Origin of the sequence: Fodinicurvata halophila (assembly GCF_042651425.1) — a bacterium.
Taxonomy (GTDB): Bacteria; Pseudomonadota; Alphaproteobacteria; order Kiloniellales; family DSM-21159; genus Fodinicurvata; species Fodinicurvata halophila.
This window is the reverse complement of sequence record NZ_JBHSCW010000006.1, coordinates 258191-273970: the sequence shown is the minus strand read 5'-3', so window position 1 is coordinate 273970 and position 15780 is coordinate 258191. Positions and strand designations below refer to the sequence as shown.

At 59.5% G+C, this 15780-nt stretch carries 10 protein-coding genes, 1 tRNA gene and 1 pseudogene; 7 read left to right on the top strand and 5 right to left on the bottom strand.

The genetic code is table 11. The features are described from left to right. Positions 1-731: pseudogene (locus tag ACFOW6_RS12230) on the bottom strand (hypothetical protein); the annotation flags it as partial. A 169-nt stretch (positions 732-900) separates the two neighbouring features. On the opposite strand from ACFOW6_RS12230, the gene ACFOW6_RS12225 reads away from it, so the two are divergent. Then, entirely contained in the window at positions 901-1974 is a 1074-nt protein-coding gene (locus ACFOW6_RS12225; RefSeq protein WP_382422655.1) for a helix-turn-helix domain-containing protein, read from the top strand. 27 nt (positions 1975-2001) lie between these two features. Here ACFOW6_RS12225 and ACFOW6_RS12220 read toward each other — a convergent pair whose 3' ends face one another. Together ACFOW6_RS12220 and carA are read right to left on the bottom strand one after the other, a co-directional pair. Then, positions 2002-2460 (bottom strand): DUF302 domain-containing protein, encoded by a 459-nt coding sequence (locus ACFOW6_RS12220; RefSeq protein WP_382422654.1) that lies wholly within the window; start codon positions 2458-2460, stop codon positions 2002-2004. A gap of 87 nt (positions 2461-2547) precedes the next feature. After that, complete coding sequence (gene carA, locus ACFOW6_RS12215; protein WP_382422653.1) at positions 2548-3765, bottom strand: glutamine-hydrolyzing carbamoyl-phosphate synthase small subunit; 1218 nt, start codon at positions 3763-3765, stop codon at positions 2548-2550. 326 nt (positions 3766-4091) lie between these two features. Here carA and ACFOW6_RS12210 point away from each other — a divergent pair, with 326 nt between their 5' ends. Further along, positions 4092-4547 carry a GatB/YqeY domain-containing protein gene (locus ACFOW6_RS12210; RefSeq protein WP_382422652.1) on the top strand — a complete coding sequence of 152 codons (456 nt, stop codon included), beginning with the start codon at positions 4092-4094 and terminating at the stop codon, positions 4545-4547. Between the two features lie 2 nt (positions 4548-4549). Here ACFOW6_RS12210 and ACFOW6_RS12205 read toward each other — a convergent pair whose 3' ends face one another. Beyond that, entirely contained in the window at positions 4550-4687 is a 138-nt protein-coding gene (locus ACFOW6_RS12205) for a hypothetical protein (RefSeq protein WP_382422651.1), read from the bottom strand. 185 nt (positions 4688-4872) lie between these two features. Here ACFOW6_RS12205 and dnaG point away from each other — a divergent pair, with 185 nt between their 5' ends. From dnaG to ACFOW6_RS12190, 3 genes are all read left to right on the top strand, one after another. Further along, positions 4873-6813 carry a DNA primase gene (gene dnaG / locus ACFOW6_RS12200; RefSeq protein ID WP_382422650.1) on the top strand — a complete coding sequence of 647 codons (1941 nt, stop codon included), beginning with the start codon at positions 4873-4875 and terminating at the stop codon, positions 6811-6813. A 63-nt stretch (positions 6814-6876) separates the two neighbouring features. Next, positions 6877-8991, top strand: coding sequence for an RNA polymerase sigma factor RpoD (rpoD, locus tag ACFOW6_RS12195; protein ID WP_382422649.1), 2115 nt, complete (start codon positions 6877-6879; stop codon positions 8989-8991). Between the two features lie 84 nt (positions 8992-9075). After that, positions 9076-9151 (top strand) — tRNA-Ile (locus ACFOW6_RS12190). Positions 9152-9601: 450 nt separating this feature from the next. Here the strand turns inward: ACFOW6_RS12190 and ACFOW6_RS12185 are convergent. Further along, on the bottom strand, positions 9602-10585 hold the full coding sequence (locus tag ACFOW6_RS12185; RefSeq protein ID WP_382422648.1) for a nucleotidyl transferase AbiEii/AbiGii toxin family protein: 984 nt from the start codon (positions 10583-10585) through the stop codon (positions 9602-9604). Positions 10586-11425: 840 nt separating this feature from the next. Here ACFOW6_RS12185 and ACFOW6_RS12180 point away from each other — a divergent pair. Then, the gene (locus ACFOW6_RS12180) at positions 11426-12292 is read left to right on the top strand and encodes an endonuclease NucS domain-containing protein (RefSeq protein WP_382422647.1); all 867 of its coding nucleotides are present in this window, start codon (positions 11426-11428) and stop codon (positions 12290-12292) included. Positions 12293-12366: 74 nt separating this feature from the next. Beyond that, on the top strand, positions 12367-15762 hold the full coding sequence (locus ACFOW6_RS12175; protein WP_382422646.1) for a TM0106 family RecB-like putative nuclease: 3396 nt from the start codon (positions 12367-12369) through the stop codon (positions 15760-15762). The last annotated feature ends 18 nt before the right edge of the window (positions 15763-15780 follow it).

Below are 15780 nucleotides of genomic sequence, written 5' to 3'. Positions count from 1 at the left end.
TCACCGCCGGTCACGGTCGTATCGGCGTCCAGCGTGAGGGTGCTTTCGTTCCCTGCCTCGATACCGGCGCCGCCGTCATCACCGCCACCGCCGGTCACGGTCGTATCGGTGTCCAGCATGAGTTCGTTTCCGTCCCCTGCGTCGATACCGGCGCCGCCGTCGAAAGTATCGCCATCGCCACCGGTGATCTCGCCGGCGATTTCGGCCCAGCCGTTTTGACCCAGCTCGATGCCGGTGCCGCCGTCGTTATCACCGTCACCACCGGTCACGGTCGTATCGGCGTCCAGTATGAGTTCGCTTCCGTCCCCTGCGTCGATACCGGCGCCGCCGTCGCCGTATTCTGCACTTTTGCCACCGAAAGCCTGTCCATCGAATGTTAGGGAGGCCTCCTCGATCATGTCGAATGTGATCTCTGCCCCGTCCCGAGAGGTGCTGTCCGCAACGCTCAGATAGTGGTCGCCGGTTTCGATGGTGAGGTCGCTTTTGATCTCGGGCAGGTCTGAATCGCCGCTGTCGGGGTCGTATGCGATGTTGCCGGTGAAGGTTATAGTGTCCTGGCCATCGCCACTTTCGTTGGCATCGGTGATGGCATTGCGCAGTTCCTCGTAGGTGTTGACTTCGAAGGTCTCGGCAAAGGCGACTGTCGTGGACAGCAGGCCGGCGGTGGCCAGGGCCGTGGTGCCGGCCAGGATCAGATGCGTGCGGCGATTGCGGATCGGCTGGAATGTCATGAGGAAGCCCCCGGGCGTCTTGTGGTGTGTGCCGAACCCTTGTTGTCCGGCGGCATTGCCGGCGTCCCCTCGGCCGGCCGGGCGTGCACCGCGTGCCCTGTCGTTCGGACAGGCGTGGGTGGCGTCCCGATGCCGCTTTCCCCTATACTGGAAAGCAAAAGGGGGCGCATTGAGCACCAAGACAGAGTTTATTGATTATTTTGACAGGCCCTATGACTGGTCTCCGGACCCGGGGCTCAGCGGGGAGGCGCGGCTGGCGGCCTGGAGCGATATCCTCAGCCGGCAGAGCATTCCCTGCCGCGTTGAGGCGGGTCGGGCGCGCAACTTCGAGGCGCTGATCCGGATGTGCAGCTTCGGGCCGCTGACCTTCGCCGAGGTGCGCTCGAAACGGCAGGTGATCCATCGGGGGCCGGAGGAGATCGCGCGCGGGCCGGCGGCGCGCTATTTCGTCAGCGTCATGTCCAGGGGGACGGGCTGGCTGCACAGTGAGGCCGGCGCCGTGGAGGTGCCGCGCGGGTCGGTGTCCTTCGTCGACGGGGACCAGCCCTATGCCCTGGAGTTCCGCCGGCCGTTCCGCTTCGTCACGGCCTTCCTGCCGCGCGCGGCGGTGGACCGCCTGTTGCCGGCGGCGGAAAGCGCCCATGGCAAGGTGATTCCGGAACCGGCCGGGCCGGCGCTGGCGGGATTCCTGATGGCCCTGGCGGAGATCGCCGGGACCGGGGATGGACAGGATGAGGCCGACAGCCCTGGAGCCGACCCAAAGGTATCGACCGCATTTCCCGAATCCCCCTGGCGCGACACGGCCTTCCGGCGGGGCAGCGATCGTGAGCAGCTCTATCACTATTTCCTGGGGCTGGCTGTGACCTCGCTGGCACCGCTGACCACGGCCAGGCGCCGCGGCGAGCCCGGCGAGCAGCTGTTGGCCCGCATCAAGGTCTTCTGCGAGGCGCACCTGCAGCACGAGGGCCTGACCCCGGGCGTCATGGCGGAGCAGTTCGGCATTTCCGAGCGCAAGCTCTATCGCCTGTTCCAGATGGAGCAGGTGTCGCCGGGACGCTGGCTGCGCCGGCAACGGCTGGAGCGCTGCCGGCGCGATCTGGCCGACGGGCGCAAGTCCGGGCGCTCGGTGAGCGCGATCGCCACCGCCTGGGGCTTTTCCGACGTGGCCTTCTTCAACCGCAGCTTCCGCGCGGCCTATGGCCTGCCGCCCGGCGAATGGCGGCGCCGGGCGCAGGGCTGCTGAAGTGTCGTTGGGTGTGCTGGGAGGGAGTTATTGCGAGATCGCGGCGCCCGTCAGGTTGTCGAGGGCCTTTTCCATGTTCTGAACCGCTTCCGAGTCCTCGTCGATATCGTAGCGATCCGCCAGCTCTTCGGGCTCCAGATAGGCGACGCGGGTGTTGCCGGAGCTGTCCTCCCACACCAGGACGCGCACGGGCAGGTCCAGGCCCACTTCCGGGGCTTCCTGGATCAGAGGCGTTCCCATCTTGGGATTGCCGAAGATCAGGACCTCCATGGGCGGCATGTCCTCGTCAATGGCTGCAGCGCCGGCAGCATGGTCGATGCGGGCAAAGACCCTGGCGCCGTTCTCCTCGACGACCTCGCTCAGCCGGTCAAGGGTTTCGGAAACGCCATGCGGGCTGCTCTTGATGACCAGATCGTCGTTTTCAGCCAACGCCGGGGCGCTGACGAGGGCCAGGCCGGCGGCCAGGGCCAGGATGTGCTTGAGCATTGAGAAGACCTCCCGTTTCTTGAAAAGCAATACCCAAGAAATTGGGCTGCCATGCCTTTAGACAAGAGGTGTGCGGAAAACCGGCGCTCACGCTTTCGTAAAAGCGCTGTCCATCAACTCGAAGAAGCGCTCGAACAGGTAGTGGCTGTCCTGGGGGCCGGGCGAGGCCTCGGGATGGTACTGCACCGAGAAGACCGGGCGGTCCTTGACGCGCAGACCCTCGTTGGAGCCGTCGAACAGGCTGACGTGGCTGACCTCCACGTTTGCGGGCAGGCTGTCGTCCTTGACCACGAAGCCGTGGTTCTGGCTGGTGATCTCCACCTTGCCGGTGGCCAGGTCCTTCACGGGATGGTTCCCGCCGCGATGGCCCAGATGCATCTTCTCGGTCTCAATGCCCAGCGCGCGGGCCAGCAGCTGGTGGCCAAGGCAGATGCCGAAGATCGGCAGCTTCTCGTTCTCCATCAGGCGCTGCAGCGTGGGCACTGCGTAGGCACCCGTGGCCGACGGATCGCCGGGCCCGTTGGAGAGGAACACGCCGTCGGGTTCATGGCGCAGGATGTCCTCGGCGCTGGCCTGGGCGGGGACCACCGTCACGCGGCAGCCCAGCGCGGCCAGGCAGCGCAGGATGTTGTGCTTGGCGCCGTAATCCACCGCGACCACGTGATAGCGCGGTGCGGTCATCCGGCCATAGCCCTGGTCCAGCTGCCAGGTGGTCTGGTCCCAGCTGTAGGTCTGGCGGCAGGTAACCTCGGCGGCCAGGTCCATGCCCGTGAGGCCCGGCCAGTCGGCCGCCTGTTTCTGCAATGCCTCCACGTCGATCCTGCCGTCCGGCGCATGGACGATCACGCCGTGGGGCGCGCCCAGGTCGCGGATGCGCCGGGTCATGGTGCGCGTGTCCACGCCGGTGATGCCGGGCAGGTCCTGGGATTTCAGCCAGGCGTCCAGGTGTTGTGCTGAGCGCCAGTTCGAAGGCTCGGTCACCGGGGCGTGCAGGATCAGGCCGCGCGCGGCGGCGGTGGTGGTCTCCACATCCTCGGCATTGGTTCCCACATTGCCCACGTGCGGAAAGGTGAAGGTGATGATCTGGCCGGCGTAGGAGGGATCGGTCAGCACTTCCTGGTAGCCGGTCATGGAGGTATTGAAGCAGATCTCGCCCACCTTGCTGGTGGCGGCACCGATGCCCCGGCCCCAGAAGACGGTGCCGTCCGCCAGCACGACCGCCGCCGTGGCACCGTCCGGTCGCTGTCCGGAGCCGCTGGGGAAGGCGTGCGGGGAGGGGCTGCTGGAGGTCGGGCTGTCGTTCATGATCGGCGTGTCCTGTTGCGCGAGGCCGGTGGAGAGCCGAAACCGCGAAGTCCCGGCAGTCCGATGCGGCCGCAAAGCGGTTGCGTTGTACCCCTGCTTTACTATATAGGGCCTTTCCGATCTGCCGGAGGAAATCCGGTGCTCGGAAGACCGGCGAGCGAGGATAGGGCCGCATCCGCATGATTGCAGATGCAGTCTTTACGTCACGGACCGGGATTGGTCAAGCACCGGGCGGTTACTGTTTTTTCATTGGATATCATGTAGTTGAGTGAACATGCCGGGCGTCCGCCCGGCTCAGGCTCGATGATGCAAGGAGAAGCGCGGTCATGTTGCGCGAAGATCTGACGACAGCCTTGAAGGAAGCGATGAAGAGCAAGGACCAGACGACCCTGTCGACGGTGCGTCTGATCCTGGCGGCCCTCAAGGACCGCGACATTCAGGCGCGCACGGATGGCAACAGCGATGGTCTGAGCGAGGACCAGATCCTGGAGATGCTGCAGAAGATGGTGAAGCAGCGCCGGGAATCGGTCGATTTCTACGAGAAGGGCGGCCGTGCCGACCTGGTGGAAAAGGAGAAGGCCGAGATCAAGGTGATCGAGCGGTTCCTGCCCCAGCCCATGAGCGAGGAGGAAATCCGCACGGCTGTCGACCAGGCGGTCAGCCGGCTGGGAGCCGACAGCGTCAAGGACATGGGCCGCGTGATGGGCGATCTGAAACAGCGTTATGCCGGCCGCATGGACTTCACGCGTGCCAGCCAGATGGTCAAGCAACAGCTGTCTTGACCTCAGGCCAGGTGGACGGCCTCTTCCAGGGAGGATGCCTGCCGGAAGGTAGGAAAATCGGGGTGTTCGGCTTGCTTGTCCACATGGCGGAGAGGCGCGGTCTGCGGCGTCTCGAGGCCCTGAACGGCGAATTTATCCACAGGGTTATCCCCACCGGGCGGTTGCCGCGGTGGATGGCCGGGGGACAACCCATTTTCAGGGGAGGCCTTCCGCAGCGCCGGCCGGGCCCCCATCTCTTGTTGCGTGGAAGTTTTCTCCGCCGCGAAGATCAGGCATAAAGATCTGCCCCCACACGGGCTCTTCCTCTGGCGGGTGATATGGGGTCATGGCATTCGATACGGATTTCCTCGAGCGTCTGCGCGACAATCTGCCCGTTTCCGAGGTTGTCGGCCGGCGCGTGCGCCTGACCCGTCGCGGCCGCGAGCACACGGGTCTTTGCCCCTTTCACAATGAGAAGACGCCCTCGTTTACCGTCAACGATGACAAGCAGTTCTATCACTGCTTCGGCTGCGGGGCGCATGGCGACGTCATCCGCTTCGTCATGGAGACCGAAGGGCTGGAGTTCCGCGAGGCCATCGAGAAGCTGGCGCCGCTGTGCGGCCTGGAGGTTCCCCGCACAGGTCCGGAGAGCCAGGCGCGCGAGAAACGCCGCGCCGGCCTGCAGGACGCCCTCGAGGAGGCCTGCCGCTGGTTTGCCGAGCGCCTTGCCGCGCCGGAGGGCGCGGCCGCGCGCGCCTATCTCAAGGGGCGCGGACTGGAAGACGTCACCCTGCAGCGCTTCCGTCTCGGCTTTGCCCCGGACCAGCGCGGTGCCCTGCGCCAGGCCCTGAATGCGCGCGGCATCGACGATCATCTTCTGATTGCCGCCGGATTGCTGAAACAGCCGGACGACGGCAGTGCGCCGCGCGACTACTTCTTCAACCGCATCATCTTCCCCATCACCGACCGGCGCGGACGGGTGATCGCCTTTGGCGGCCGTGCCATGGCGGCGGATGCGAAGGCAAAGTATCTCAATTCCCCGGATACGGAACTCTTCCACAAGGGGCAGGTGCTGTACAACCTGCACCAGGCACGCCAGGCCGCACGCGACGGCGAGGACCTGGCCGTCGCCGAGGGCTACATGGATGTCATCGCCATGGCCCAGGCCGGTTTTCCCGCGGCCGTGGCGCCGCTCGGAACGGCGCTGACCGAGGCGCAGCTGGGCGAGTTGTGGAAGATGGCGCCGGAGCCGGTGATCTGCCTGGACGGGGACGAGGCCGGCCAACGCGCGGCGCACCGCGTTTCGGAGCGTGCGCTGCCGATGCTGAAGCCCGGGCACAGCCTGCGCTTCGTCACGCTGCCGCCGGGCGAGGATCCCGACAGCCTGCTGAAGACCGGCGGCGCGGCGGCGCTGAAGGCCCTGTTGGACCAGGCGAAGCCCCTGGCGGAGATGCTCTGGGCCATGCAGCTGGCGGGCCGCAGGCTGGATACGCCGGAACGCCGGGCCGCCCTGCGCCACGACGCCCTGAAGCAGACCGAGGCCATTCAGGATCAGGCCGTCCGCGCGGCCTATCGCCGGGATGTCTTCGAACGCCTGGACCAGCTGTTTGGACGGGGTCAGGCCAAGGGCTTCGCCGCTGGGCGGAGCGGTGCGAAGTGGGGGCGTGCGACCCCGGGTTGGCAAAGAGGCGGCTGGCAGAAGGGTGGCTGGCAGGATCGAGGCCAGCCGGTGGCACGCAGCCGTCCCCTGCCGCCGCCGCAGACGGCGCTGCGCCGCCGGCCGGCCCAGGTCCTGCTGGCCCTGGCCCTGGCCTATCCCGAGGCCGCCCGGGCGCGGGCCGAGGAACTGGCCATGGCGGAGCTGGGGGCCGAGGACCTGGATGGCTTGCGCCGGGCATTGCTGGACCTGTTGGCCGAGCCTGCCGACCTTGACTCTTCACAGGTTAAGTGCCACTTACGCGATCAGGGTTTTTCCGGGCTTCTCGAAGGGCTTTCGGAGGCCTCTGTGGTATTGCACGAGCCGTTTCTGACGGAGGATGCGTCCTCCGTAGAAGCACAACGCAGGATGGAATACTGGCTGAGGCGAACGCAAGAGAGTGTCCGGGGGGCGCAGGTTAGCGAGGAAATCCGGAAACGGGCCGAAGATACCTTGGCCGAAAGCGGCGTGGGCGAGGGCAAGACGGAAGGGCATCTCGAAAGAATGCGGGCGGATATCTCCGCGGCGGAAGATTCGACAGCGCATCCGCGCGTCATAAATCGGTTCGAAAAGAAGGACTCGGATGACTGACAGCGGTTCGGCCTGTATCCGGGCCGAAGCAACCGTTTGTATGGTTCTCTGGTGAGGGTGTAGATGGCGACCAAGACGAAGGAAAACAGCGAAGAAACGGAAGCCGGCGAGGAAAGCAGCGAAGGTGCCCTCGGTGACAAGGTTACGGCGGCCGTCAAGCGCATGCTCGCGCGCGCCAAGGAGCGCGGCTACGTTACCTACGACGAACTGAACCAGATCCTGCCGCCCGACCAGGTGTCCTCGGAGCAGATCGAGGACGTGATGGCCACGCTGTCCGAAAGCGGCATCAGCGTGATCGAGGACGAGGAGAGCGAGGAAGCCGAGCCCAGAGACGCGGAGGAAAGCGAGGAAGGCGAGGCCGCCAGCGGCAACATCAACGACGCCGACGCAGCGCGCACGGATGATCCCGTGCGCATGTACCTGCGCGAGATGGGCTCGGTCGAGCTGTTGAGCCGCGAGGGCGAGATCGCGATCGCGAAACGCATCGAGGCCGGCCGCGAGAAGATGATCGGCGGTATCTGCGAGAGCCCGCTGACCATTCGCGCCCTGCTGTCCTGGCGCGAGGCGCTGGTCGAGGGCGATATCCTGCTGCGCGACATCATCGACCTGGACGCCACCTATGGCGCCGATCTGGGCGTCGCCGCGGCCGGGGATGCCCAGGCCGGGGCCGCGCTGGACACCGCGAGCCAGCCTGGAGAGGCGGTCCGCGAGGCGGACAGCGAGAGTCAGGCGGAGAGTGAAAGTCAGGCAGAGGCTCCCGCGACCGAGGAGGCGGCCGAGGAGCAGCCGGCCCAGGCCCCCGCCTCGCAGAAGAAATCCGCCGAGAAAGGCGAGGACGAGGACGACAGCGCCGAGGACGAGTCCGAAGAGGGTGAAGAAGAGGACGACGAGGAGGAGGAAGAAGAGGAAAGCTCCATCTCGCTGTCCGCCATGGAGCAGCAGCTCTTCCCCCATGTGCTGGAGACGCTGGATTCCATCCACGAGACCTTCGTCGCCCTGTCGCAGGCGCAGGAGAAGCGCCTGCAGTACATGCAGGCCGGCAAGGATGTGCCCGAGGACGCCGAGCAGCTCTACACCGCGCTGCGCCACGAGCTGGTCGAGCACATGGAGAAGGTGCACTTCAACAATGCGCGCATCGAGCAGCTGGTCGAGAACCTGTACGAGCACAACAAGAAGCTGGTCACGCTGGAAGGCCGGCTGCTGCGCCTGGCCGAGAAGCACAAGGTCGATCGCGGCGACTTCCTGAAGCAGTACTACGGGCACGAACTGGACCCCAACTGGCTGTCCCGGGTGTCGGGCATCAACAAGAACTGGAAGAAGTTCGCCGAGCGCGAGGCCGACGAGATCGCCCAGCTGCGCGAGCAGATCGGCGAGATTTCGGCCGAGGTCGGCCTGCCGGTCAGCGAGTTCCGCCGCATCGTCACCACGGTGAAGCAGGGCGAGCGGGAGGCGACCAAGGCCAAGACCGAAATGGTCGAGGCGAACCTGCGCCTGGTGATCTCGATCGCCAAGAAGTACACCAACCGCGGCCTGCAGTTCCTGGACCTGATCCAGGAAGGCAACATCGGGCTGATGAAGGCGGTGGACAAGTTCGAGTACCGGCGCGGCTACAAGTTCTCGACCTATGCCACCTGGTGGATCCGCCAGGCGATCACGCGCTCCATCGCCGACCAGGCGCGCACCATCCGCATCCCGGTCCACATGATAGAGACCATCAACAAGCTGGTGCGTACCAGCCGGCAGATGTTGCACGAGATCGGCCGCGAGCCGACGCCGGAGGAGCTGGCCGAACGCCTGGTCATGCCGCTGGACAAGGTGCGCAAGGTGCTCAAGATCGCCAAGGAGCCGGTCTCCCTGGAGACGCCGATCGGCGACGAGGAGGACAGCTATCTCGGCGATTTCATCGAGGACAAGAACGCCATCATCCCGGTGGATTCGGCGGTTCAGTCGAACCTGCGCGAGACCACGACCCGCGTGCTCTCCAGTCTGACGCCGCGCGAGGAGCGCGTGCTGCGCATGCGCTTCGGCATCGGCATGAACACCGACCACACGCTGGAGGAGGTGGGCCAGCAGTTCTCGGTGACCCGCGAGCGCATCCGCCAGATCGAGGCCAAGGCCCTGCGCAAGCTGAAGCACCCCAGCCGCAGCCGCAAGCTGCGCTCCTTCCTGGATACCTGAACGAGAGACCGGCCTCTCCATCATGCATGGAGAGGCCGGAAATCTCTTGAACCCGCGGGCGGAAACGGCACAATGCCGCTCGCTGGGCCCGTAGTTCAGTGGTCAGAACGCGCCGCTCATAACGGTGTTGTCGCAGGTTCGAATCCTGCCGGGCCCACCACTTCTTTTTACAACTTATATGTGCGGTAACGCATATCATGCGTCTGTAACGCATAACTTGCATCTGAGGTAAGTTATGCATTATCGTTTAAAAACAATAACTTATGAAATTCGGAACGCATATATTGCAGTTACCGAAAATTCCCTAAGCTAATCAAAATGCCACTGAGCGGGGTTTTATCCGAGCCATTGGCTATAGCCAAAGCAACGACATGCCCAGGCGACATATCAATCAAATGGCTGTTGCATTTATCCCCTAAGTCATCGACCGATGGGTATGTACATTAAGGGCTACAGCTTACAACCAATTATGTATGAAAATTTTTCGACAAACGACGAACCTGACGATCGTCGTGTCTTCTGTTCGGAAAGTACCCAGAAGAAAGCCGCAGGGAGCCCTGTATCGGGTTCCCTGCGGATAGGTGCAAGAGAGTTCGCGCTGAATCACTCATCACATTGGTGAATGGTGTTCAGGTCCGTCCAGAGGTGGAGGCATTACATTTAGGCTGCTATCAAGCGCTGGTGCCTTCTCGTAATATGGGAACTTGTAATGATATAGTTCCTTGACCTGTTTAAAGAGGGGAATTGCGAAGGCTTTTGTTTCCTCGATGACGGAAGAGAAGTGTTGCGGAATTTCGGGGTCGAGCGGTTGTGAGTTACGGAATTTATGCCAGATGTTCTTAGAGCTTTCTTTTTGGGCGAAGGTTAAGGAAAAACTAGGTTCCCAATAACAATCTGGTCTCATTAAGTACCCCATAGATTGTCTCTGACATAACGCAAGCCACAGCGCTTCAACAAGATTACGACGATCGATGCTGTATGATCTCGCAATAAAGCTAATATCGTAATAATGTTTTAGATTTCTATTCTCGCATCCAAACTCAATAAGAAGTGACAGTTTATCCGCGAGCATAGCCTCCTTCTTTGTTACAAGTACACTAACTGGTTCATCGAGCTTAATCATACTTGGGTAGGGAAGATAATCAGCCCAGAAAGTTTCCAGAGGTGAATTCCATACCGTTACGGTAAGGTTTACTATTGTACATCCCAAGATGGCCCGCACTTTAAATTTATTATATCCTGTGTAGCCATTTCTTACAGATTTCATTCTATGGTCATTTAATTCGTATTTGATGCCGAATAATGAGGCGCTATCATTATTTGTGATGGCCCATAAGAGTTCTTTTGGCTGGACATTCCGGTTTTCGCAGAGAAGTTGAATGTCCAGCCCATTCGAGCAGCGGTAATATCTTTGTTCCCACGCATTTAGTGACTGACCTCCTTTCAATGCCGCATAGGTCACATACTTGGATTTAGATAATCTCCAAATCAGATCCATATAGCTGCATTGGGCGAGGAGATTTGCTCCGTTCTTTGCCAATTCTGGATAACGCCGTTTAACAGAGAGTAATGAAGTAGAGTGTTCGTTAGTCATTTTCGCCTCCTGAATTAAGATCAGGATGAAATTATCAAATAAATAATTGGTAGAATCAAATTCAGGCAATATATACGATAGATAGTGTGCTTATCACTTTAGTATAACAAGGAAAATAGCGTTTAATTCATCATCTCAAGTAAACGAATTTCTTGAAAATCATGCTCAAAAATTTTTATATTCGATATAGGTATCCCTATTGGGAGTGATCGTTTTTTTGTTTTTATACAAAAGATTATTGAGAAATGACGAAAATTCCTTCGGTATACCTATAAAGAAGTTGTTATGTATTCTTAATTGTGTATTTTTTTAAACTATATAGTGAATTCAAATTAATTCTGCGTGATCTGCTCGATCGTCGTTCCAATCAAAACAAGGAATTCCTTTGGATGGCGTTTGTGCTATATGAGCTACAATCTTCTTTACCCCATTTGCGCATCTTTCTGGTTTGTTTTCCTGATAAAATACTTATGTGTGATGGCGAAGAGCGGCAGTGCAATTCAGGCATTTTTTGGCTTGGGTATAAGTCCTTGGCAATTTCTTCGATGAAGCCTTCTGAGCAAGGAATTATTCTCTCGTACTCGCCAGGATGCGGTCTAAGGGTTAAGTCAGTTACCTACAGTATATGCAGATAACTGACTTAACCCTCCCTGGTGCTCTCTCTAGAGGATCTTAGTGACCTCCGCTCCAGCCATTATCATCGCGCGTCTATATGCGCACCATCCACAATCCTAAGGACTAACCAGTTTTACTCAGTGGCGATCATGGGTTGCGCTCAGTTGGAGCGCATTTTACCATTATTCCGCAAAGAGTGATGAGGTAACATCGAGAGGGCCAGTTATGCAGTTCGAGAACGGAATCGAACTCAGTGATGTGGACGAGGGTTTGCTGGTCAGTCAGTTCGATGATGCCTACATCGCGCGAGGGTGGAGACTGACAGCACCAACGATTGAACTCGTGGAAACCGCCCTTGCGAGTGGATTGCGGTGGATGATCCGAAAAGGGCATCCTCAACCCCATGCCCGCTGGCCTTCACGCAAAGGCCGTGTCTACCTGGCTTTCTCCCCAACCCGAGAAAACCAATGGTCCCTGGCAATAGATACTTACAGAGACGGCCGCGGTGACTATGGCGTTGGGGTCTTCAATGGGAAGTATCACGAGCAGTTCCTGGAACATCAGGTTCCCTTTGAATTCGAGAAGCGCAACCGCGGTGCGGGGCATATGGTGGTGGCTCGCGAGCATATTCTTCCCACGCTAAAGCTCTTGGGAGACCTGGATCATAATGTGCTCTTTCTAGGTCGCGACAGTCAGACAGCGGACGGCTTCCAGACCGAATACGATATCCAGCGAGCAATACTGTTTGAGTGGAAGAAAACCCCGTTTTCAGAGCGCCACCGAATCATTGGTGATGAATTCCCTGTCGACCCTGGTGTGAACCCGCGGCGGATTGATGTCCTTGCGCGCGATATGGCATCGGGTGATTGGTTGGTCATCGAGGTAAAGCGTGCGGAAGCCAAGATCGCGGCCGTCCAGCAGATCGAGGACTACCTTGGGACAATAGGGCGACGCGACGATTTTGCTTACGGCAAGCTCACGGGCGCCTTGGTCGCGGAGCGGGTGCCGCCTGCGGTTCGCCATTATGCCGCGTCCCAAGGTATAGAAGCCTATGAAGCCTCGTATCCCTTTGCCTTGAGGCAGGTGGCATGACATTAGGGATAATGTCTACGAAATACGCCCTGCCCTTCATACGGTCTGTCCCACCAGAGGGACAGTAGGCGGCCATGCAGCATCGCGAAGGCCACTTGCATCTGAGTGCCACGGATCTGGTTGGCCATCTGAACTGTGGCTATCTCACCCAATTGGAGCGAGCCGTAGCCGAAGGGCGCCATGAAAAGCCGGAAGGCTGGGACCCTTTTCTGGATATCCTATGGGAGCGCGGTGCCCGGCATGAACAGGGCTATCTGGATCACCTGCGAGAACAGGGGTTTGACGTTCGGCTCATAGAGGGCGTCGAGGTTTCCGAGCAGACTCAATCCGACACCCTGCAGGCTATGAGAGAGGGGGTGGACGTCATTGCCCAAGGCGCCCTTCAGCAAGGACGCTGGCGAGGGCGGGCTGACTTTCTGTTGCGGGTGGACAAGCCGAGTTCACTGGGTGACTGGTCCTATGAGGTGGCGGACGCGAAGCTTGCCCGGGAGACAAAGGCGGGCACCATTCTTCAGCTATGCCTCTATTCGGACATGCTCGCCAAACTCCAGGGTGTGGCGCCGGATTATATGTATGTGATTCCGCCCTGGACGAACTATCAACCTCAACGGTTTCGGGTTGCTGACTTCGGTGCCTATTTTCGTCAGGTCAAGCGCGCCTTCGAGCGTGAGATAGCGAGTCAGACCGGCCATAGCACCTATCCGGAGCCAGTGGAGTACTGCAGCATCTGCACCTGGCAGGCGAACTGCGAGAAGCGTTGGCGAGACGATGACCATCTGTGCCTCGTGGCGGGTATATCGAAATCCCAGATCAATGAGTTGAATGAGCGGGGTGTCTCGACGGTTCAGGGTCTCTCGGATCTTCCCTTGCCACTCCAGTGGCGTCCGCAGCGAGGGGTGGTGCAATCCTATGAACGGGTTCGCGAGCAGGCGCGCGTGCAGGTGGAGGCGCGACAGAGCGGTCAGCTGAAGTATGAACTGTTTCAGGTTGAGGAAGGTTTCGGCCTGACCTGCTTGCCTGAACCATCACCCGGAGATGTCTTTTTTGATTTGGAAGGTGATCCATTCGTTGGCGAGAGTGGGCTTGAATATCTCGTAGGCTATCTCTTCGCGGACGAGAATGGAGAAATCATCTACCGCGGGGATTGGGCTTTTTCACGGGATCAAGAGAAGCAAGCCTTCGAGGCGTTCGTGGACTTCATCATGGCCCGCTGGAAGGCCTATCCCGACCTTCACATTTATCACTACGCACCTTACGAGCCTGCCGCCTTGAAGCGGTTGATGGGGCGTTATGGTACGCGGGAAGAAGAGGTCGACCAGATGCTTCGGGCCAAGCTCTTCGTCGACTTGTACAGCGTGGTGCGCAATGGCCTACGTGCGAGTGTCGAGAGCTACTCCATAAAGCGTCTGGAGCCATTCTACGATTTCGAACGAAGCACTTTGTTGGTTGACGCCAACAAGGCACTGGCGGTTCTCCAGGCGGGGCTCGAGCTTGATGACATTCCTTCGATATCCGAGGAGACCAAGGAGGTTGTCTCTGGTTACAATAGGGATGATTGCAGCTCGACCTTAGAGCTGCGGGATTGGCTCGAGACCCTGAGAGACGAGCTTGTTGCGCAGGGGATCGAGGTGCCTCGTCCCGCAGAAGGAGATGGGGCACCAAGTGAGAACGTCGGTGCATGGCTGGAAAGGATCACACCGATCGTCGAGGCGTTGACAGTGGATGTCCCTGTTGACTCTGAGGATCGGAATCCGGAGCAGCATGCCCGGTGGATTCTCGCAAACCTACTGGATTGGCACCGGCGCGAGGAGAAGGCGATTTGGTGGGAGTTTTTCCGGCTTTCCGACCTCTCGCCCGAAGACCTTCTGGAAGAGCGTGCGGGATTGTCGGGTTTGGTCTTTCAGGAAAATGCAGGCGGGACGGATAAGGTTCCCATACATCGCTATGAATTCCCGCCCCAGGATGTCGATTTGCGTGGAGATGATCTGCGCAGTTATGGCGGGGAGAAATTCGGGACACTGGTGGAGATATCTCCAGAACACCGGTTTATAGATATCAAAAAGCGACAGGACACCGCGGATATCCATCGGGAGGCCATCTTTGCTCATCGGTTCATTAAAACGGATGTGATTAAGGAAGCCATATTACGGTTGGGAGAGTATGTCGCGGAGAACGGCATGTCCGATACAGGTCCCTATCAAGCTGCAAGGGATCTGCTTAGGAGGGCGTCACCTCGTATTGGTGATCAGCCAATCCAGTTGGATGGAGAAACCACCCTGGAGGCGGCTGTTCGATTGGTATCGAGTCTCGAACCGGGTGTTCTGCCTATTCAGGGTCCGCCAGGTGCCGGTAAGTCCTTCACTGGGGCTCACATGATATGTGAGCTGGTTCGCCAGGGTCAGACTGTCGGTATCACTGCCAATAGTCACAAGGTGATCCTGAACCTCATGAAGAAGGCAATTGAGGTTGCCGAGCAACAGGGCGAGGTGCTGACATGCCTTCATAAGTCCCGACAGGGAGATGAGCCCCATGAACGTATTCCCTTCACTACGAGCAATGAGCAGCTCATCGGTTCGTTAGGCAACGGGGTCGATGTTGGTGGCGGCACAGCATGGTTCTGGTCGCGAGAGGATGCCTTCGATGTTGTTGACGTGCTCTTTGTCGACGAGGCCGCGCAGATGTCGCTTGCCAATGTCATTGCTGTTTCCCAGGCAGCGAAAACACTGGTGCTGATAGGGGACCCGCAACAATTGGATCAGCCGATCCAGGGCAGCCATCCAGATGGCTGTGATGTCTCGGCCCTTGATCACCTCCTGGGAGGCGCACAAACAATATCGAAAGATCAGGGGCTCTTTCTTGGAGAAAGCTGGCGTCTACATCCGGATATCTGCGCCTTCACCTCCGAACTCTTCTATGAAGGCCTACTGCATTCCCGGGAGAATTTGGGAAAGCAGGTTATTCAAGGAAGCGGTCCTCTAGAGGGCTCGGGAATGCGGTATCTTCTGGTCGAACACGATGGCAATCAGAACTCCTCTCCAGAGGAGGTTGAGGCTATCGTCAAACTGGTCGAAGAAATCCTGAAGGCCGGTCAAACCTGGGTGGATGGATCGGGCCAGGAACGGCCGGTGACACTTGAAGACATTCTGATCATCACTCCCTACAACGCACAAGTATCGCTGATATCAGAGCGAGTTCCGACTGCGCATGTGGGGACCGTGGACAAGTTCCAGGGCCAGGAAGCACCTATTTCGATTTACTCTGCCGCCAGCTCGAGCGCATCGGATGCTCCGAGGGGCATGGAGTTTCTCTACAGCCTGAACCGCTTTAATGTCGCGACATCCCGGGCGAAGTGCATGTCCATACTCGTGGCTTCGCCTGAGCTATTTGCGCCGAAGTGCCGAACGCCCCGACAGATACAGCTGACGAATGCCTTTTGTCGGTATGCCGAGATGGCGGAAGTGATTCAGTGAAGTTGGGTATGTGTCGCC

Excerpts from the sequence above, each read along its gene's own strand:
- ACFOW6_RS12220 (WP_382422654.1), bottom strand. The coding sequence starts at position 2,460 with ATGCTCAAGCACATCCTGGCCCTGGCCGCCGGCCTGGCCCTCGTCAGC.
- carA (WP_382422653.1), bottom strand. The coding sequence starts at position 3,765 with ATGAACGACAGCCCGACCTCCAGCAGCCCCTCCCCGCACGCCTTCCCC.
- ACFOW6_RS12210 (WP_382422652.1), top strand. The coding sequence starts at position 4,092 with ATGTTGCGCGAAGATCTGACGACAGCCTTGAAGGAAGCGATGAAGAGC.
- dnaG (WP_382422650.1), top strand. The coding sequence starts at position 4,873 with ATGGCATTCGATACGGATTTCCTCGAGCGTCTGCGCGACAATCTGCCC.
- rpoD (WP_382422649.1), top strand. The coding sequence starts at position 6,877 with ATGGCGACCAAGACGAAGGAAAACAGCGAAGAAACGGAAGCCGGCGAG.
- ACFOW6_RS12185 (WP_382422648.1), bottom strand. The coding sequence starts at position 10,585 with ATGACTAACGAACACTCTACTTCATTACTCTCTGTTAAACGGCGTTAT.
- ACFOW6_RS12180 (WP_382422647.1), top strand. The coding sequence starts at position 11,426 with ATGCAGTTCGAGAACGGAATCGAACTCAGTGATGTGGACGAGGGTTTG.
- ACFOW6_RS12175 (WP_382422646.1), top strand. The coding sequence starts at position 12,367 with ATGCAGCATCGCGAAGGCCACTTGCATCTGAGTGCCACGGATCTGGTT.